This window comes from Pseudomonas sp. LBUM1656 (assembly GCF_059716065.1).
Map to the genome: position 1 here is coordinate 594,770 of NZ_CP166800.1, position 18,985 is coordinate 613,754.

At 60.3% G+C, this 18,985-nt stretch carries 13 protein-coding genes and 2 tRNA genes; 10 read left to right on the plus strand and 5 right to left on the minus strand.

The genetic code is table 11. The features are described from left to right. Nucleotides 1-22: 22 nt before the first annotated feature. A complete protein-coding gene (locus ACA072_RS02645; protein ID WP_497622929.1) occupies nucleotides 23-1,957 on the plus strand; it encodes a methyl-accepting chemotaxis protein in 1,935 nt (644 codons plus the stop codon). Between the two features lie 124 nt (nucleotides 1,958-2,081). On the opposite strand, the gene ACA072_RS02650 is transcribed toward ACA072_RS02645, so the two are convergent. The 5 genes from ACA072_RS02650 to ACA072_RS02670 all read right to left on the minus strand — a co-directional run bounded on the left by ACA072_RS02650 (nucleotide 2,082) and on the right by ACA072_RS02670 (nucleotide 5,350). Next, a complete protein-coding gene (locus ACA072_RS02650; protein ID WP_497622931.1) occupies nucleotides 2,082-3,647 on the minus strand; it encodes an ABC transporter permease in 1,566 nt (521 codons plus the stop codon). Further along, nucleotides 3,647-4,657: an extracellular solute-binding protein gene (locus tag ACA072_RS02655; protein ID WP_497622932.1), complete on the minus strand. Its 1,011-nt coding sequence runs from the start codon at nucleotides 4,655-4,657 to the stop codon at nucleotides 3,647-3,649. The genes ACA072_RS02650 and ACA072_RS02655 overlap by 1 nt, the downstream gene beginning before the upstream one ends. Continuing rightward, nucleotides 4,654-4,989 (minus strand): hypothetical protein, encoded by a 336-nt coding sequence (locus ACA072_RS02660; protein WP_497622934.1) that lies wholly within the window; start codon nucleotides 4,987-4,989, stop codon nucleotides 4,654-4,656. Before ACA072_RS02660 ends, ACA072_RS02655 begins: the two co-directional genes overlap by 4 nt. A gap of 22 nt (nucleotides 4,990-5,011) precedes the next feature. Continuing rightward, a tRNA-Leu gene (locus ACA072_RS02665) sits at nucleotides 5,012-5,098 on the minus strand. A 165-nt stretch (nucleotides 5,099-5,263) separates the two neighbouring features. Continuing rightward, nucleotides 5,264-5,350: transfer RNA gene (locus ACA072_RS02670), tRNA-Leu, on the minus strand. A 226-nt stretch (nucleotides 5,351-5,576) separates the two neighbouring features. Between ACA072_RS02670 and rnr the strand changes: the two genes are divergently transcribed. From rnr to ACA072_RS02715, 9 genes are all read left to right on the plus strand, one after another. Then, entirely contained in the window at nucleotides 5,577-8,207 is a 2,631-nt protein-coding gene (rnr, locus tag ACA072_RS02675; RefSeq protein WP_497622936.1) for a ribonuclease R, read from the plus strand. Beyond that, entirely contained in the window at nucleotides 8,204-8,971 is a 768-nt protein-coding gene (rlmB, locus tag ACA072_RS02680; protein ID WP_282481578.1) for a 23S rRNA (guanosine(2251)-2'-O)-methyltransferase RlmB, read from the plus strand. The genes rnr and rlmB overlap by 4 nt, the downstream gene beginning before the upstream one ends. A 318-nt stretch (nucleotides 8,972-9,289) precedes the next feature. Then, the gene (rpsF, locus tag ACA072_RS02685) at nucleotides 9,290-9,712 is read left to right on the plus strand and encodes a 30S ribosomal protein S6 (RefSeq protein ID WP_003217491.1); all 423 of its coding nucleotides are present in this window, start codon (nucleotides 9,290-9,292) and stop codon (nucleotides 9,710-9,712) included. A gap of 28 nt (nucleotides 9,713-9,740) precedes the next feature. Then, on the plus strand, nucleotides 9,741-9,971 hold the full coding sequence (rpsR, locus tag ACA072_RS02690; RefSeq protein WP_002551829.1) for a 30S ribosomal protein S18: 231 nt from the start codon (nucleotides 9,741-9,743) through the stop codon (nucleotides 9,969-9,971). Between the two features lie 36 nt (nucleotides 9,972-10,007). Then, nucleotides 10,008-10,901, plus strand: coding sequence for a hypothetical protein (locus tag ACA072_RS02695; RefSeq protein ID WP_497622937.1), 894 nt, complete (start codon nucleotides 10,008-10,010; stop codon nucleotides 10,899-10,901). A gap of 19 nt (nucleotides 10,902-10,920) precedes the next feature. Continuing rightward, nucleotides 10,921-11,367 (plus strand): 50S ribosomal protein L9, encoded by a 447-nt coding sequence (gene rplI, locus ACA072_RS02700; RefSeq protein WP_003197251.1) that lies wholly within the window; start codon nucleotides 10,921-10,923, stop codon nucleotides 11,365-11,367. 120 nt (nucleotides 11,368-11,487) lie between these two features. Continuing rightward, nucleotides 11,488-12,882 carry a replicative DNA helicase gene (dnaB, locus tag ACA072_RS02705; RefSeq protein ID WP_045061826.1) on the plus strand — a complete coding sequence of 465 codons (1,395 nt, stop codon included), beginning with the start codon at nucleotides 11,488-11,490 and terminating at the stop codon, nucleotides 12,880-12,882. Nucleotides 12,883-13,071: 189 nt separating this feature from the next. Further along, a complete protein-coding gene (locus tag ACA072_RS02710; RefSeq protein ID WP_497622940.1) occupies nucleotides 13,072-15,375 on the plus strand; it encodes a YgiQ family radical SAM protein in 2,304 nt (767 codons plus the stop codon). 327 nt (nucleotides 15,376-15,702) lie between these two features. Then, nucleotides 15,703-18,978 (plus strand): transglutaminase family protein, encoded by a 3,276-nt coding sequence (locus ACA072_RS02715; protein WP_497622942.1) that lies wholly within the window; start codon nucleotides 15,703-15,705, stop codon nucleotides 18,976-18,978. Nucleotides 18,979-18,985: the final 7 nt, after the last annotated feature.

Sequence of the window (18,985 nt, forward strand, 5' to 3'; positions counted from 1 at the left end):
CGCCAAAGCAGAGGGATTCCAAGTGTCGGCCGTTCTCTCACTGTTACAAAGCCGTTTGTTGCGGCCTGTGTTCGTTACCCTTGGTATCGCCCTTTTGGTGCAGGTGCTGGTGGCTGTTGCCCTGACTCGGAGCACGGTGACTGCGCTTGAAGCCGATTTGGCTGCTCGCCTGGGTGCCGACAGCCAAAAACTGTCTGGCGAACTTGAGCAGGCGGGGCGTGAAGTCACGTCGAGCCTGGACAGCCTCTCCACCAGTACCCGCCAGCGACTCACCGCCGGCCTGTCTACGCGATTGAAAGACGAGCAGCTGCAACTGCGTGCGACGTTGGAAAAGGATCTCAAGGATTCGGCCAATGACATGGCGCAACTGCTGGCCTCGGTCGCTCCGCGTGCCATGTGGGACAGCGACGTTCCAACCCTCTCCGAATTCGCCCGCCGGGCCCAGCGCAATCCCAACGTGTTGTTCGTGGTGTATGACGATGCGACGGGTCAGCACCTGACGCGCTACCTCAACCGCGAAAACCCGATCAACAAGGCATTGCTGGAGAAAGGCCAGGGCGAGCGTGCGCTGGACAAGGTGCTGGATGCGGCGAAGAACGATCCGTCGGTCTACTACCTCGAAGCCTCGATCAATCCCAATGGCGTGGAAATCGGCAAGGTCTTGATGGGCGTTTCGACCGCTTCGGTGGAAACCGATCTGGCAGCCCTGGATAAACGTTTTGCGGCGCTGATCGCCAGCGGTGATCAACTGGTCGGCGACAGCCTCAAAGGTGCTGCTGCCGACAGCGCCACGGCGATGCGTGCACGCCTGACGTCCGCGCAGGCCACGGCGTCGGAAATGAAAGCCAACACCACCAGTACCGTGCAGGAAGCGGCATCGACATTGCGCTGGCGCATCGGGATGTTCCTGGCGCTGGTCGGTTGCGGTGTGCTGCTGTTGCTCGCTGTTGTGTTGGGCCGTCGAGTGGTCAATCGCTTGAAATTGCTCATCGCCGCGATGGATGACCTGGCGGCGGGCGAGGGCGACCTGACCAAGCGTGTGCAGATCAACAGCAAAGACGAAATCGGCGACATGGCCGCCGCGGTCAACCGCTTCGTGGATAAGTTGCAGCCAATCGTGCGCGAAGCGGGGGATGTGGCTCAGCGCACCGGCGTGGAAATCGGCGCCATGACCCTGCGCAATGCCGGAGCGGATAAAGCGGCGGGCATGCAGCGCGATGAAGTGGCCGAGAGCTTGCGTGCGTTGTCGCAGATGGCGGATGAAGCCCAGTCAGAAAGCCACGCCATGCAGGCAGCGTTGCAGCAGGTGGTGGACATTCGGTCGGCCACCGATGAGAACACCCGGACCTCGGCGAAAGTCGGCAGCCTGATCGAGGCGTTGGCCGGGCAGGTCGATACCGGGTCGAAAGTCATCGAGCGGCTGGCGCAGCAGAGCGAGCAGATTGAGGTGGTGCTGACGGTGATTCACGGGATCGCCGAACAAACCAATCTGCTGGCACTCAACGCCGCCATCGAAGCGGCGCGTGCCGGCGAAACCGGTCGCGGCTTTGCCGTGGTGGCGGACGAAGTCCGAGCGCTGGCAAGCAAGACCCAGAGCTCTACCGGCGACATCCAGGCGCACATCGTTGCCTTGCAGCAAGGTGCGCGGGAAGCGGTGGCCGCGATTGGCCAGGCCGGGCGTCAAGCCAATGAAGGTTTGCTGGTGTTGCGTGATAGCGCAAGGTTGCAACAATCGGTGCAGGCGTCGGTCGAGCAGGTGCATGCGGCGATTGGTCTGGCGACGCAGGCAGCGGCGCATCAGGCGCAAGGCGCGCAAGCGGTGCGGGGTCGGGTCGAGACCATTCATGCACAGGCTGAGAAAGCAGCTCAGGCGGTGGTGGAGACCACGGCCAGCGGCAAGGTGCTGGATGGATTGGCGGCGCAGTTGAAGGCGAGCCTGGGGCAGTTCAGGGCTTAAGATTTGTGTTGTTCTGGCTGGCCTCTTCGCGAGCAAGCCCGCTCCCACCTGGATCTGCAGTGAATTCACAATGTGTGAGCACCCTGGATCTAATGTGGGAGCGGGCTTGCTCGCGAAGGCGATCTCAACGGCTCAAATACATTCGGGTAGTAAGCAAATAGACCGGCAACCCCGACACCAAAATCAATAACGCCGCATAAGGCGCCGCCGCCGCAAACTCCACATTCGCGGTATGCGCCCAAACCTCAGTCGCCAGTGTGTTGAGCCCGGTCGGACTTAACAGCAGCGTCGCCGTCAGTTCCTTCATCGCATCCAGAAACACCAGCGCAAACGCCGCCCCCAGTGCCGGGAAGATGATCGGCAGTGTCACCCGGCAAAACGCGCTGAAAGACGACGCCCCCAGCGTGCGTGCCGCCTCTTCCAGTTGTGGCGCGGCCTTATTCAGCGCCGTACGAATCGGCGCCTGGGCCAATGGCAAAAACAGCAACGCATAAGCGATCAGCAGCAACGCCGAAGTCTGGTACAGCACCGGCACATAGTGCAGGGCGAAATACACCAGCGTCAGCGCAATCACCAAGCCTGGCAGCGCGTGTAGCAGATACGGCAAGCGCTCGGCCCAGATCGCCAGTCGGCCTTTATGACGCACCACCAGCAACCCCAACGGCACCGCCAGCACCAGGCACAGCGCAGCGCCGCCCAGCGATAGGGCGAGGGAAGACAGCAGTGCTTCGCTGATTGCCGCCACCGGGAACGCCGCCGACGAACCCACTGCCAGCCAGTAGACGAGCATCCCTAGTGGAACGCCGCTGCCGATAATCGCCAGTGCCAGGCAGTAAACCTGTCCGGCGACCGTCCACGACCCCAGTCGAACCTGCTCCGCGCGCCGCGCAGCGCCTTGGCCGGTGCGCACGTGCCGGCCTTTGCCGCGTACGCGCAGCTCAAGCCACAACAACACCAGACAAAGCGCCAGCAGCACCGCCGACAGCATCGCCGCGTTGGCGTTGCTGAATTCGAGTTCGAATTGCTGATAGATCGCCGTGGTGAAGGTTTGCAGGCCGATGATCGACAGGGCGCCGAATTCCACCAGCATGTGCAGCGCGATCAGCAGCGAGCCGGCGAGCAATGACGGCCAGAGCAGCGGCAAGGTGATTCTGAAAAACACGCCCCAGCGGTTCTGCCCAAGGGTCCGTGCGGACTCCTCAAGAGACGGATCGAGATTGCGCAAGGTCGCGGCGACTGGCAGAAAAATCAGCGGGTATTTCGACAGGGTCATCACCAGGATCGCCCCGCCCAAGCCTTCGAAATGCGCGCTCAGGGACACCCAGGTAAAACTGCTGACAAACGCCGGCACGGCGAACGGCAAACACAGAATCACGCCCCATAACCGCCGTCCCGGCAGATTGCTGCGTTCCAGCAGCCACGCCAGCGACAAACCGATCACGCCGCAAGCAACCGTCACGCCGATCATCAGTGCCAACGTATTGCGCAGCAGCCCGAACACATAAGGCCGCCACAGCAGGTGCAGCGCCTCGGCCCAGCCGGCCTGCCAGGTCTTGAGTCCGACGTACACCAGCGGCAAAAGACTGAGCACCACCAACAGCAAAACCGGCAGCAGCAGCCAGATTGACGGCCGCTTGCGCCGTGGTACGTAACCCCCGCGCGAGGCGGGGGCGGATAACGATGCGCTCATCAGTTCAAGCCAACGTCACGTTCCAGGTCCAGGGCTTCTTCGGCATTGCCGAGGTCGGCCGGGGTGACTTTCGGTGCTTGCAGTTCGCTGAACGGTTTGAGGCCGCGATCCGATTCCATGCCTTTGTGCAGCGGGTATTCGGCGGTCGTCTGGGTGATCACGCGCTGACCCTCTTCACTGGCCATATAGGCGAGAAATTGCTGGGCTTCTTTTGGATGCTTGCTGGATTTCAGCACCGCGGCGCTGGAAACGGTGATCAACCCGCCGACGTCGCCGCCGGTGAAGTAATGCAGTTTCGAATCGAGCTGGCCTTTTTCCCGTTGCAAGGCGAACCAGTAGTAGTTGTTCACCAGCACGGTGGCGACTTCGCCGTTTTCCACCGCCTTCAGGGCAACCATGTTGTTGCTGTAAGTCTTGCCGAATGCGCGCAGGCCGGTCAGCCATTCTTCGGCCGCGTCCATGCCGTGCACCTTGATGATTGCTACGGCCTGTTCCTGGAACGCGCCGCTGGTAGGCACGAAGCCGACCTTGCCCTGCCATTTCGGATCGGAGAATTCCATCACCGATTTCGGCAGGTCTTTTTCGTCGATCAGTTTCGGGTTGAACGCGACCACGCGAACTCGAGCGGTGACGCCGATCCAGGTGCCATTGCCGGCGACGTAGTCTTTCGGCAGAACGGCAAGGGTGGCGGCATCGGTCTGAGCCAACAGGCCTTGTTCGCCGAGCTTGTTCAGCGGTGGCGACTCTTCGGTGTAGATCACGTCGGCAGGGGAGCGATCACCTTCTTCGACGACCTGGCTGGCGAGCTGATTGCTGCTGCCTTTGCGCACGTTGACGTGAATGCCGGTCTTGGCTTCGAAGGCTTTGGCGATGGCATCGCCGACTTCTTTGTGTTGGCCGTTGTAGAGGGTCAGGGAAACTGGATCAGCAGCCTGGGTGAGGGGAGTGGCGAGTGCCAGGCCGAGGAGGGTGAAGGTCAGGCCTCGGCGCAGGGTATTTCGAAACATCATTCGCAGGGTTCCTCACTGTCGCATTGCAAAAACTTGAAACAATGATAAACGATATTGTTTCTCAAGTGCGCCTTGCGGGGCTGGGAAGTGGTTGCTAGAGCGGCTGTCGCAGGCACTTGTAGCAGCTGGCGCAGCCTGCGTTCGGCTGCGAAGTGGTCGCAAAACCTGAGCACATGGTCTTTCTGTTGCGCCGCGTCGCTTGAACTCACGACTGCTTCGCAGCTGGCGCAGGCTTCGCCAGCTGCTACAGGATCGTGGGGAGCTCCGCGCTTCTGGTTTTTTGAATGCCAGAAACGCAAAAACCCGCTTTCGCGGGTTTTTGTGAAATTCAAGATCGTGACCTTGAATTTGAATTGGTGCCCAGAAGAAGACTCGAACTTCCACGACCTTGCGGTCACCAGCACCTGAAGCTGGCGTGTCTACCAATTTCACCATCTGGGCATAATCTTCAGCGTCGCCGCTGTTGATGTGGCGCACTATACGGAGAGCGTTTTGATCTGTAAACCCCTGATTTAGATTTAATAAATCAGATGTTTAGAATGCAAAAACCCGCTTTCGCGGGTTTTTGTGTGAGCCTTGAAATTGATCTAATCTCAAGCTCTGAATTGGTGCCCAGAAGAAGACTCGAACTTCCACGACCTTGCGGTCACCAGCACCTGAAGCTGGCGTGTCTACCAATTTCACCATCTGGGCAGTATCGGCAACGCTAGTGCGTCGTCGATGGCGCGCACTATACGGAGCGTCTTTTTAACTGTAAACCCCTGGCATCAAAAAAACCTGGAAAATTTTACCAGCGGCATTTAAATCAGCTTTGCGCTGTCGATATAAGGCTTTAGATGGGCTGTCACAGCCTGAAATTTCCCGTTTCATTACGCCTATGCCAAACTAACCCGCATATAGACAAGGTGAAAACTCTCTAATGGCCGATTGGCAGTCCCTCGATCCCGAGGCCGCTCGTGAAGCGGAAAAATATGATAACCCTATCCCTAGCCGCGAACTGATCCTTCAGCATCTTGCTGACCGGGGTTCGCCTGCTAACCGCGAGCAGCTGGTGGAAGAGTTTGGTCTGACCACAGAAGACCAGATCGAAGCCCTGCGTCGCCGCCTGCGCGCCATGGAGCGCGATGCCCAGCTTATTTACACGCGGCGCGGTACGTATGCGCCGGTGGACAAGCTCGACCTGATCCTCGGCCGCATCAGCGGTCACCGTGACGGCTTCGGCTTCCTGGTTCCGGATGACGGCAGCGACGACTTGTTCATGAGCCCGGCGCAAATGCGCCTGGTGTTCGATGGCGACCGTGCGCTGGCCCGTGTTTCCGGTCTCGACCGTCGCGGTCGCCGCGAAGGCATGATCGTCGAAGTGGTGTCCCGTGCCCACGAGACCATCGTCGGTCGTTACTTCGAAGAGGGCGGTATCGGCTTCGTGGTGGCGGACAATCCGAAGATCCAGCAAGAAGTGCTGGTCACCCCGGGTCGCAACGCCAATGCCAAGGTCGGTCAATTCGTCGAAGTGAAGATCACTCACTGGCCAACCCCACGCTTCCAGCCGCAAGGCGACGTGGTCGAAGTCGTGGGCAACTACATGGCGCCGGGCATGGAAATCGATGTTGCCCTCCGCGCGTACGATATCCCGCACGTCTGGCCTGAAGCGGTCTTGAAAGAAGCCGCCAAGCTCAAGCCTGAAGTCGAAGAGAAAGACAAAGAGAAGCGCATCGACCTGCGTCACCTGCCGTTCGTGACCATCGACGGTGAGGACGCGCGCGATTTCGATGACGCGGTTTACTGTGAAGCCAAGCCGGGCAAGCTGCGACTGTTCTCCGGCGGCTGGAAGTTGTACGTGGCGATCGCCGACGTCTCCAGCTACGTGAAAATCGGTTCGGCGCTGGATAACGAGTCCCAGGTCCGCGGCAACTCCGTCTACTTCCCGGAGCGCGTGGTGCCGATGCTGCCGGAGCAACTGTCCAACGGACTGTGCTCGCTGAACCCGCACGTCGATCGCCTGGCCATGGTCTGCGAGATGACCATCTCGAAAACCGGCGAGATGACTGATTACTGCTTCTACGAAGCGGTGATTCATTCCCACGCGCGCCTGACCTACAACAAGGTCAGCTCGATGCTGGAGACGCCGAAACTCACCGAGGCGCGTCAGCTTCGCGGCGAGTACAACGATGTTCTGCCGCACCTGAAGCAGCTCTACGCGCTGTACAAGGTTCTGCTGGGCGCTCGTCACGTACGTGGCGCGATCGATTTCGAAACGCAGGAAACCCGGATCATCTTCGGCACCGAGCGCAAGATTGCCGAGATCCGTCCGACCGTTCGCAACGATGCACACAAGCTGATCGAAGAATGCATGCTGGCGGCCAACGTGGCCACGGCTGAATTCCTCAAGAAGCACGAAATCCCTGCGCTGTATCGCGTTCACAACGGCCCGCCGCCGGAGCGTCTGGAAAAACTGCGCGCCTTCCTCGGCGAGCTCGGTCTGTCCCTGCACAAAGGCAAGGACGGCCCGTCGCCGAAGGATTACCAGGCATTGCTGGCCAGCATCAAGGACCGTCCGGATTTCCATCTGATCCAGACCGTCATGCTGCGCTCGTTGAGCCAGGCGGTGTACAGCGCCGATAACCAGGGCCACTTCGGCCTGAATTACGAAGCCTATACCCACTTCACCTCGCCGATCCGCCGCTACCCGGACTTGCTCACGCACCGGGCGATCCGCAGCGTCATCCATTCCAAGCAGGACACGCCGCACGTTCGCCGTGCCGGCGCGATGACCATTCCGAAAGCGCGCATCTATCCGTACGACGAAGCGGCGCTGGAACAGCTCGGCGAGCAATGCTCGATGAGTGAGCGCCGTGCCGACGAAGCGACCCGCGACGTGGTGAACTGGCTCAAGTGCGAGTTCATGAAAGACCGCGTGGGCGAATCGTTCCCGGGTGTGATTACCGCCGTGACCGGTTTTGGCCTGTTCGTCGAGCTGACCGACATCTACGTCGAAGGCCTGGTGCACGTCACCGCGCTGCCGGGCGATTACTACCACTTCGATCCTGTGCACCACCGCCTCGCCGGTGAGCGTACCGGTCGCAGCTTCCGCCTTGGCGACACCGTTGAAGTGCGCGTGATGCGCGTTGACCTCGATGAGCGCAAGATCGATTTCGAGATGGCTGAAAAAACCATCAGCGCGCCGATCGGCCGCAAGAAGCGCGGGACTGAAAAGGCTGAGCCAGCCGCCAAGACGGCCGCAAAAACCGCGGCAGAGCCGGCCTCGGCGAAAACCGGTCGTCGTCCTGCCAAGGAAAAGGCTGTCGAAGCCTATCGCCCAAGCGATGCTGCGGCGAAAAATGCCGAGTTGCGTAAAAGCCGTGAATTGAAACAGGCGTTGCTGTCTGAAGCGAAAAGCGGCGGTAAAGCGGCGTCTGGGGGAAAGACCGGACGGTCGGCGCCTGACAAGGCTCCCGGCAGCAAACCAAGCAAACACCGTAAAGGCCCGCCGAAAGCGGGTTCGGCCCCAGCCAAAAGCGGCGGGGCGCGTAAACCTAAGGCCAAGCCATGAGTCAGTTGGAAAAGATCTACGGCGTACATGCTGTAGAAGCGTTACTGCGTCACCACCCGAAACGCGTCAAGCAGATCTGGCTGGCTGAAGGACGCAGTGAGCCGCGAGTACAGGCGCTGATCGCGCTGGCGAATGAAAATCGCGTGCCCGTCGGCAACGCCGAGCGTCGTGAACTCGATGCCTGGGTGGATGGCGTGCACCAAGGCGTGGTCGCGGACGTGAGTCCGAGCCAGGTCTGGGGCGAGGCGATGCTCGACGAGTTGCTGGATCGCTCCGAAGGTGCGCCGTTGTTGCTGGTGCTCGACGGCGTGACCGATCCGCACAACCTCGGCGCTTGCCTGCGTTCGGCCGATGCGGCCGGTGCGCTGGCGGTCATTGTGCCGAAGGACAAGTCTGCGACCCTGACCCCGACAGTGCGTAAAGTTGCCTGCGGTGCGGCGGAAGTGATTCCGTTGGTCGCCGTGACCAACCTGGCGCGCACACTTGAAAAACTCAAGCAGCGTGGCTTGTGGGTTGTTGGCACGGCGGGCGAGGCGGAACAGAGTCTGTATCAGCAAGACATGACCGGGCCGACAATCCTGATCATGGGCGCGGAAGGCAGCGGCATGCGTCGCCTGACTCGCGACCTTTGCGACTACCTGGTGCACTTGCCGATGACCGGCAGCGTCAGCAGTCTCAACGTTTCCGTGGCGACTGGAGTGTGCCTGTTCGAGGCCCAGCGTCAGCGCAGCGTAAAAGCCGCCGGAACCGCCAAGAAGTCTTAAGCCGCATGCGATCCAAATGTGGGAGCGGGCTTGCTCGCGAAGAGGGAGTGTCAGTTGACATCAATGTTGACTGATGTACCGCATTCGCGAGCAAGCCCGCTCCCACATTGGTTATGTACCAATGCAAAGATTGGTGGTGTGAACGAACTGTTCAAATAATCACCAATTGCCTTGCACCTCTCCTGTCCCTTCTCTACAATTGCGCCCCTTGCTGTGACGGCAGGCACGCATGTGTCTCTCGCAAGCAAGTCCATAAGTGTCATTCACTCCTTGTCTGACCGCTTTTTAGCGGCAGGCTACAACCCGTAAGGAGCATTCATGCGTCATTACGAAATCATCTTTTTGGTCCACCCGGATCAAAGCGAGCAAGTCGGCGGCATGGTAGAGCGTTACACCAAGCTGATCGAAGAAGACGGCGGCAAAATCCACCGTCTGGAAGATTGGGGCCGTCGTCAACTGGCCTACGCAATCAACAATGTTCACAAGGCTCACTACGTGATGCTGAACGTTGAGTGCACTGGCAAGGCCCTGGCCGAGCTGGAAGACAACTTCCGCTACAACGATGCAGTGATCCGTAACCTGGTCATCCGTCGCGAAGAAGCCGTTACCGGCCAATCCGAGATGCTCAAGGCTGAAGAAAACCGCAGTGAGCGCCGTGAGCGTCGCGACCGTCCTGAGCACGAAGGCGCTGAAAGCGCTGATAGTGATGACAGCGACAACAGCGATAACGCTGACGAGTAATCCACGGACCTTTTAAGGAGCCTATCAAATGGCACGTTTCTTCCGTCGTCGTAAATTCTGCCGCTTCACCGCTGAAGACGTGAAAGAGATCGATTACAAAGATCTCAACACTCTGAAAGCCTACGTATCCGAGACCGGCAAAATCGTTCCAAGCCGCATCACCGGTACCAAAGCTCGTTATCAGCGTCAGCTGGCCACCGCTATCAAGCGCGCCCGCTTCCTGGCCCTGCTGGCCTACACCGACAGCCACGGCCGCTGAGACCGGGCAGTCGACACGTAGCAAAGGATTGAATGCATGCGTGCCATAGCTGAGTTCATCATGCGCGGCCGTATGCAGGCCACTCTCGTAGTGGCTGGATGCGCGGCATTGCCGTTGTTGTATTGGTTGGGTGCTGCCGCTGGATGCTTCGTGCTCCTGCGGCGCGGATTGAAGGACGCCTTTGGTGTCCTTGCTCTGGGACTGTTGCCGGCCTTGGCCTGGTGGCTTTACTCCGATGACCCACGCGCACTTCTGGTGCTGCTGGGGTCTTCGAGCCTTGCGTTGGTTTTGCGCGCAAGCGAGTCCTGGAACCGCGTGCTGCTGGTCAGCATAGCGATGGGAGTGGTGTTTGCAGTGGTGCTGGGGACAGTTTTTGCTCCCCAAATCGAGATGCTGGCGCAGGCTTTGATAAAAGTCATGCCGTCGCTACTCGGTGATGTCTACCAGAAGCTGTCGGTAGACGAGCAAGCGCATTTTGCGTCCCTGATTGCACCGGTCCTGACCGGCCTGATTGCGGCCTTGTTGCAAATCGTCAGTGTGCTGAGCCTGATTGTCGGGCGCTACTGGCAGGCGTTGTTGTACAACCCGGGTGGTTTTGGTCGCGAGTTTCGCGCCATCCGATTCCCGCTTTTACCAGCGATGTTGCTGCTGGCGTTCATGCTTCTGGGGCCGAATATCGGTCCTCAGATGGCCATGTTGACGCCGTTGTGCAGCGTACCGCTGGTGTTCGCCGGGCTGGCCCTGATTCACGGGCTGGTGGCGCAAAAGAAACTGGGCAGATTCTGGCTGGTGGGGTTGTACGTCACGCTGTTGCTGTTCATGCAGCTGATCTATCCGTTGCTGGTGGTCTTGGCCATCGTCGACAGCCTGATTGATTTTCGCGGTCGTTCGGCGCCGAAAGACGCCGATAGCGCGAACGGTGAAGGTTAAAAGTTAAGAGGATTTTCACATGCAACTGATCCTTCTGGAAAAAGTCACCAACCTGGGCAACCTGGGTGACAAAGTAAACGTTAAGGCTGGTTACGGTCGTAACTACCTGCTGCCTTACGGCAAAGCGACCGCTGCGACCGCTGCCAACCTGGCCGCGTTCGAAGAGCGTCGCGCTGAGCTGGAAAAAGCCGCAGCAGACCGTAAGACTTCGGCTGAAAGCCGTGCCGCCCAACTGGCTGAGCTGGAAGTGACTATCACTGCCACCGCTGGTGACGAAGGCAAGCTGTTCGGTTCGATCGGTACTCACGACATCGCTGATGCACTGACCGCCTCTGGCGTTGAAGTGGCAAAAAGCGAAGTTCGTCTGCCGAACGGCACCATCCGCAACGTAGGCGAATTCGACGTAGCCGTGCACCTGCACGCCGAAGTTGAAGCCACCGTACGCGTTGTCGTGGTAGCAGCTTAAGCAACACTTGATCGGCTGGCGGCTTGTCTGTCAGACGGTTAACATCGGGCACGATCCTGTTTACAGGTCGTGCCCTTTGTCTTTCTGCAGTTCCTGATTTTCATAACTATTCAAGTGGCCATGAACGATATCTCCGCTCCCGAGCAATACGATCTGCAAACCGCTGCCCTGAAGGTGCCGCCGCATTCCATCGAGGCCGAACAGGCCGTGCTCGGTGGTCTGATGCTGGACAACAACGCCTGGGAACGCGTGCTTGATCAAGTCTCCGACGGCGATTTCTATCGACATGACCACCGCCTGATCTTCCGTGCGATCGCCAAGCTCGCCGACCAGAACTCCCCCATCGACGTCGTGACCCTTGCCGAGCAATTGGACAAGGAAGGTCAGACCTCGCAAGTGGGTGGCCTCGGCTATCTGGGGGAGCTGGCAAAAAACACGCCGTCCGTCGCCAACATCAAGGCCTATGCGCAGATCGTCCGTGCGCGGGCAACGTTGCGGCAGTTGATCGGCATCGCCAGCGAAATCGCCGATAGCGCCTTCAACCCGGAAGGCCGCACAGCTGAAGAGATTCTCGACGAAGCCGAACGGCAGATCTTCCAGATCGCCGAGGCCCGGCCAAAAACCGGCGGCCCGGTGAGCGTGAATGACCTGTTGACCAAAGCCATCGACCGTATCGATACGCTGTTCAACACGGACAACGCGATTACGGGCCTCTCCACCGGTTATACCGATCTCGACGGCATGACCAGCGGCCTGCAGCCGTCCGACCTGATCATCGTCGCCGGCCGTCCGTCCATGGGTAAAACCACTTTTGCGATGAACCTGGTGGAAAACGCCGTGCTGCGCAGCGACAAGTGCGTTCTGGTCTACTCGCTCGAGATGCCAGGCGAATCGCTGATCATGCGTATGTTGTCGTCCCTCGGCCGTATCGACCAGACCAAGGTTCGTGCCGGTCGCCTGGACGACGACGATTGGCCACGCCTGACCTCGGCGGTCAATCTGCTGAATGATCGCAAGCTGTTCATCGACGATACGGCCGGTATCAGCCCGTCGGAGATGCGTGCACGCACCCGGCGTCTGGTGCGTGAGCACGGCGACGTGGCACTGATCATGATCGACTACCTGCAATTGATGCAGATCCCGGGTTCGGGCGGTGATAACCGGACCAACGAGATTTCCGAGATCTCCCGTTCCTTGAAAGCCCTGGCCAAGGAATTCAACTGCCCGGTAGTGGCGTTGTCCCAGCTCAACCGCTCCCTGGAGCAGCGACCGAACAAACGCCCGATCAACTCCGACCTCCGGGAATCCGGAGCGATCGAGCAGGATGCTGACGTGATCATGTTCGTGTACCGGGACGAGGTGTATCACCCCGAAACCGAGCACAAAGGCATCGCCGAGATCATCATCGGCAAGCAGCGGAACGGCCCGATCGGTACGTCACGACTGGCGTTCATCGGCAAGTACACCCGCTTCGAAAACCTCGCGCCGGGCAGCTACAACTTCGACGACGAGTAACCCTGCGAGCGGGCTTGCTCGCGAAGAGGGAGTGTCAGTCGATATCAATGTTGACTGATGTATCGCTTTCGCGAGCAAGCCCGCTCCCACATGGGTTGCGCGTAATTTCCGACCATAGCCGTCGGAATTGGTTATTTTTTGTGCTATATTCCGCGCCCGCGATTTTTCATCTCAACACCGGTCATCGTCATGCAAACAGCCAAGCCGTTATTTGACTATCCCAAGTACTGGGCCGAATGTTTCGGTCCGGCGCCATTCCTGCCGATGAGCAGGGAGGAGATGGATCAGCTTGGCTGGGATTCATGCGACATCATCATCGTCACCGGTGATGCGTACGTCGACCACCCGTCTTTCGGTATGGCAATCATCGGCCGGCTGCTGGAGTCGCAAGGCTTTCGCGTCGGGATCATTGCCCAGCCAAACTGGCAGTCCAAAGACGACTTCATGAAGCTCGGCGAGCCGAACCTGTTTTTCGGCGTCGCGGCCGGCAACATGGATTCGATGATCAACCGCTACACCGCCGACAAGAAAATTCGTTCCGACGACGCCTACACCCCCGGCGGCATGGCGGGCAAACGTCCGGACCGCGCGAGCCTGGTTTACAGCCAGCGCTGCAAGGAAGCCTACAAGGACGTGCCGATCGTGCTCGGTGGCATCGAAGCTTCCCTGCGCCGCATCGCCCACTACGATTACTGGCAGGACCGGGTGCGCAACTCGATCCTGATCGACGCCTGCGCCGACATCCTGCTCTACGGCAATGCCGAGCGTGCGATCGTCGAAGTTGCCCAGCGCCTGTCCTACGGTCACAAGATCGAAGACATCACCGATGTGCGCGGCACGGCGTTTATCCGTCGCGATACGCCGAAAGACTGGTACGAAGTCGATTCCACGCGTATCGACCGACCGGGTAAGGTCGACAAGATCATTAACCCGTACGTCAATACCCAGGACACCCAGGCCTGCGCCATCGAGCAGGAAAAGGGTCCGGTTGAAGATCCGAGCGAAGCCAAGGTCGTGCAGATCCTGGCCAGCCCGAAGATGACCCGCGACAAGACCGTGATTCGTCTGCCGTCGGTTGAAAAAGTCCGTGGCGACGCCGTTCTTTACGCTCACGCCAACCGCGTGCTTCACCTGGAAACCAACCCGGGCAACGCCCGTGCGCTGGTGCAGAAGCACGGCGAAGTCGACGTCTGGTTCAACCCGCCGCCGATTCCGATGACCACCGAAGAAATGGACTACGTGTTCGGCATGCCTTACGCACGAGTCCCGCACCCGGCGTACGGCAAGGAAAAAATCCCGGCCTACGACATGATCCGTTTCTCGGTGAACATCATGCGTGGCTGCTTCGGTGGCTGCACGTTCTGCTCGATCACCGAGCACGAAGGCCGGATCATCCAGAACCGTTCCGAAGAGTCGATCATTCGCGAAATCGAAGAGATCCGCGACAAGGTGCCAGGCTTTACCGGCGTCATTTCCGACCTCGGCGGCCCGACCGCGAACATGTACCGCATTGCCTGCAAGACCCCGGAAATCGAATCCGCGTGCCGCAAGCCGTCGTGCGTGTTCCCCGGTATCTGCCCGAATCTGAACACCGACCACTCGTCGCTGATCCAGCTGTATCGCAGCGCCCGTGCGTTGCCCGGTGTGAAGAAAATCCTGATCGCGTCCGGCCTGCGTTACGACCTCGCGGTCGAGTCGCCGGAATACGTCAAGGAACTGGTGACCCACCACGTCGGTGGTTACCTGAAGATCGCCCCGGAACACACCGAGGAAGGTCCGCTCAACCAGATGATGAAACCGGGCATTGGCAGCTATGACAAGTTCAAGCGCATGTTCGAGAAGTACACCAAGGAAGCCGGGAAAGAGCAGTACCTGATTCCGTACTTCATCGCCGCCCACCCGGGCACCACCGACGAAGACATGATGAACCTGGCCCTGTGGCTCAAGGGCAACGGCTTCCGTGCCGACCAGGTACAGGCGTTCTACCCGTCACCGATGGCCACCGCCACCGCGATGTACCACTCGGGCAAGAACCCGCTGCGCAAGGTCACTTACAAGAGCGACGCCGTGACCATCGTCAAGAGCGAAGAGCAGCGTCGCCTGCACAAGGCGTTCTTGCGTTATCACGACCCGAAAGGCTGGCCGATGCTGCGCGAAGCGCTGACCCGCATGGGCCGCGCCGACCTGATCGGGCCGGGCAAGAATCAGTTGATCCCGCTGCACCAGCCGGCGACCGACAGCTACCAGAGCGCCCGTCGCAAGAACTCGACGCCGGTCGGCAGCCATAAAGTGGCCGGGGAGAAGACCACCAAGATCCTGACCCAGCACACCGGGCTGCCACCGCGCGCCAGTGATGGCGGCAACCCTTGGGACAAGCGTGAACAGGCCAAGGCTGCGGCATTTGCCCGCAACCAGCAGGCGGCCAAGGAGCGCAAGGACGCGGCGAAAGGCAAAGGGCCCAAGCCTGCGCGCAAGCCGGTTGTGCCGCGCTAAGCGCTGACCGCTGATAAAAGAACGCCAACCTTCGGGTTGGCGTTTTCGTTTCAGGCACAGATCGTTCCCACGCTCTGCGTGGGAATGCCTCTAGGGACGCTCCGCGTCCAGTGACGCGGAGCGTCACGGGCTGCATTCCCACGCAGAGCGTGGGAACGATCTTGGATGCCTCGCAACATTTGCGTGCAACTCCTCCCAACCAAATTCCCGCATCGCCCGATTTTGGTGCTGTACTGCCTCAAGCAACCGAAGAAAGCGCCAGTGCCGCTGGATGGCATAAGTCTTGCGCGCTTTCCCGATACGCTTAAGGCTCGCAGGAGGCACGCCGTGTCGATTCATGTCGCATTGCACCACGTCACGCATTACCGCTACGACCGCGCCGTCGAGCTCGGTCCGCAGATCGTTCGCCTGCGCCCGGCTGCTCACAGTCGCACGCGGATCCTGTCCTATGCGCTGAAAGTCTCCCCTGAGCAGCATTTCATCAACTGGCAGCAAGATCCCCAGGGCAATTACCTGGCCCGGTTGGTGTTCCCGGAGAAAACCAATGAGCTGCGGATCGAGGTCGATCTGCTGGCGGAGATGGCGGTCTTCAACCCATTCGACTTCTTCCTCGAGCCCTACGCCGAAAAGATCCCGTTCGCCTACGCCGCAGACGAGCGCAAAGAACTGGCGCCGTACCTGGAAACCTTGCCCCTGACGCCGACGTTCAAGGCTTATCTGGATGGCATCGACCGCACGCCGCTGCCCAGTGTGGATTTCCTCGTGGCGCTCAATCAGCGCCTGAGCGAAGACATCGGCTACCTGATCCGCATGGAGCCGGGCGTACAAACTCCCGAACACACCCTCGAACACGCCTCCGGTTCCTGCCGCGACTCGGCGTGGTTGCTGGTGCAACTGCTGCGCAACCTCGGGCTGGCGGCGCGTTTTGTCTCCGGCTACCTGATTCAACTCACCGCCGACGTCAAAAGCCTCGACGGCCCTTCGGGCACCGAAGTCGACTTCACCGACCTGCACGCCTGGTGCGAGGTCTATTTGCCCGGTGCCGGCTGGATCGGCCTGGACGCGACCTCGGGGCTGTTTGCCGGTGAAGGACACATTCCGTTGGCGTGCAGTCCCGATCCGGGCTCTGCGGCACCGATCAGTGGCTTGGTGGAACCGTGCGAGTGTGAATTCACCCACGAAATGTCCGTGGAGCGGATTTGGGAAGCGCCGCGGGTCACCAAGCCCTACACCGAAGATCAGTGGCTGGCGATCCAGGCACTGGGACGGCAGATCGATGCCGACCTGCTTGAAGGCGACGTGCGCCTGACCATGGGCGGGGAGCCGACTTTCGTGTCCATTGATGACCCGGACGGCGCCGAGTGGAACACCGCCGCGCTCGGGCCGGACAAACGTCGCCTGTCCGCTGAACTGTTCCAACGCATGCGCAAACATTACGCGCCCAAAGGCCTGGTGCATTTCGGCCAGGGCAAGTGGTACCCCGGCGAGCAACTGCCACGCTGGTCGCTCAACTGCTACTGGCGCCGCGATGGCGTGCCGATCTGGCACAACAGCGCACTGATCGCCGATGAGCAGGAAGACTATGGCGCTGACGGCGAACTGGCCGGGCGTTTTCTGTCGAGTGTCGCCGAACGCCTGAAAATTCCGACACGCTTTGTGTTCCCGGCCTACGAAGACAATTTCTATTACCTCTGGCGCGAAGGCACGTTGCCGCTGAACGTCAGCGCCGAAGACTCACGTCTCGAGGAACCGCTGGAGCGGGCGCGTCTGCGTAAAGTCTTCAGTCAGGGGCTGGACAAGGTGATCGGTCAGGTCCTGCCGCTGGCACGTACCGCCAAGGGCGATCAATGGCAAAGCGGCCGCTGGTACCTGCGTGACGAGCATTGTCGGTTGGTGCCGGGGGATTCGCCGCTGGGTTATCGCTTGCCGCTGGCTTCGCAGCCTTGGGTAAAAGCGGCCGAATACCCGTTTATCTACCCGAATGACCCCAATCAGGAATTCCCTGCGCTTCCCGACACTCAGCAGTTGAACTGTCCGGGCGCACCGGCCGAGGCAATCGAGCGGGATCTGGAGGTCGATGAATCCGCCGACTGGCTGACCCGCACCGCGTTCTGCGCCGAGGCTCGAGAAGGGCGGTTGTACCTGTTCATGCCGCCGCTGGAACGGGTCGAGGACTATCTGGAGCTGGTCACCGCAATCGAGGCCACGGCTCAGGAACTGCGTTGCCCGGTGTTGCTGGAAGGCTACGAGCCGCCGAGCGATCCGCGCCTTAGCAACTTCCGCATCACCCCGGATCCGGGCGTGATCGAGGTCAACGTGCAGCCATCCGCCACCTGGGATGAGCTGGTGGAGCGCACCGAGTTTCTCTATGAAGAAGCACGCCAGACCCGACTGACCACCGAGAAATTCATGATCGACGGCCGGCACACCGGCACGGGCGGCGGCAACCATTTCGTCCTGGGTGGCGCGACGCCGGCTGACTCGCCGTTCCTGCGCCGTCCCGATCTGCTGCGCAGCCTGATCAGTTACTGGCATAACCACCCGTCCTTGTCCTACCTGTTTTCCGGATTGTTCATCGGCCCGACGTCCCAGGCGCCGCGCGTCGATGAAGCGCGCAACGATGCGTTGTACGAACTCGAAATTGCCTTTGCCCAGATGCCCGAACCGGGCGAGGAGTGCGCGCCATGGCTGGTCGACCGGTTGCTGCGCAACTTGCTGATCGACGTGACCGGCAACACGCACCGCTCTGAGTTCTGCATCGACAAGCTCTATTCCCCGGATGGCGCTACGGGACGACTTGGATTGCTGGAATTACGTGCCTTTGAAATGCCGCCGCATGCGCGAATGAGTCTGGCGCAGCAGTTGCTGCTGCGGGCGCTGGTCGCGCGGTTCTGGCGCGAACCTTATGCGCCGCCGAAACTGGCGCGCTGGGGCACTGAGCTGCATGACCGATTCCTGTTGCCGCACTTTATCGAGCAGGATTTCGCGGATGTGATCGTCGATCTCAATGCCGCCGGCTATCCCGTGCGGGCGGAGTGGTTTGCCGCGCACCTGGAGTTTCGTTTTCCCAAGGTCGGCGATTACGCCGTCAGCGGCATCGAACTGGAAGTGCGTCAGGCGCTGGAGCCTTGGCATGTGCTGGGTGAGGAGGGCGCGGTCGGCGGCACGGTGCGCTACGTGGATTCGTCCCTGGAGCGCTTGCAGGTCAAGCTCACCGGCCTGGCGCCGCAGCGTTATTTGCTGACGTGCAACGGCGTTCCCGTGCCTTTGCAGCCGACCGGACGCGTCGGCGAGTTCGTCGCTGGTGTGCGCTTTCGTGCCTGGCAACCGGCCAACTGCCTGCAACCGACCATCCCGGTCCACGCACCGTTAGTGTTCGACCTGCTCGACACCTGGATGCAGCGCTCGCTGGGTGGCTGTCAGTACCACGTCGCCCATCCGGGCGGGCGCAACTACGACAGCCTGCCGGTGAACGCCAATGAGGCCGAGAGCCGGCGAATGGCGCGTTTCTTCCGCATCGGACACAGCCCGGGGAAACTTCCTGTGCCGATTCTGGACATTAACGACGAGCTGCCGATGACGCTCGATTTACGACGTTTCTAAACCGTAC

Coding starts and splice junctions, on each gene's coding strand:
- ACA072_RS02650 (WP_497622931.1), bottom strand. CDS start 3,647: ATGAGCGCATCGTTATCCGCCCCCGCCTCGCGCGGGGGTTACGTACCA.
- ACA072_RS02655 (WP_497622932.1), bottom strand. CDS start 4,657: ATGATGTTTCGAAATACCCTGCGCCGAGGCCTGACCTTCACCCTCCTC.
- rnr (WP_497622936.1), top strand. CDS start 5,577: ATGGCCGATTGGCAGTCCCTCGATCCCGAGGCCGCTCGTGAAGCGGAA.
- rlmB (WP_282481578.1), top strand. CDS start 8,204: ATGAGTCAGTTGGAAAAGATCTACGGCGTACATGCTGTAGAAGCGTTA.
- rpsF (WP_003217491.1), top strand. CDS start 9,290: ATGCGTCATTACGAAATCATCTTTTTGGTCCACCCGGATCAAAGCGAG.
- rpsR (WP_002551829.1), top strand. CDS start 9,741: ATGGCACGTTTCTTCCGTCGTCGTAAATTCTGCCGCTTCACCGCTGAA.
- ACA072_RS02695 (WP_497622937.1), top strand. CDS start 10,008: ATGCGTGCCATAGCTGAGTTCATCATGCGCGGCCGTATGCAGGCCACT.
- rplI (WP_003197251.1), top strand. CDS start 10,921: ATGCAACTGATCCTTCTGGAAAAAGTCACCAACCTGGGCAACCTGGGT.
- dnaB (WP_045061826.1), top strand. CDS start 11,488: ATGAACGATATCTCCGCTCCCGAGCAATACGATCTGCAAACCGCTGCC.
- ACA072_RS02710 (WP_497622940.1), top strand. CDS start 13,072: ATGCAAACAGCCAAGCCGTTATTTGACTATCCCAAGTACTGGGCCGAA.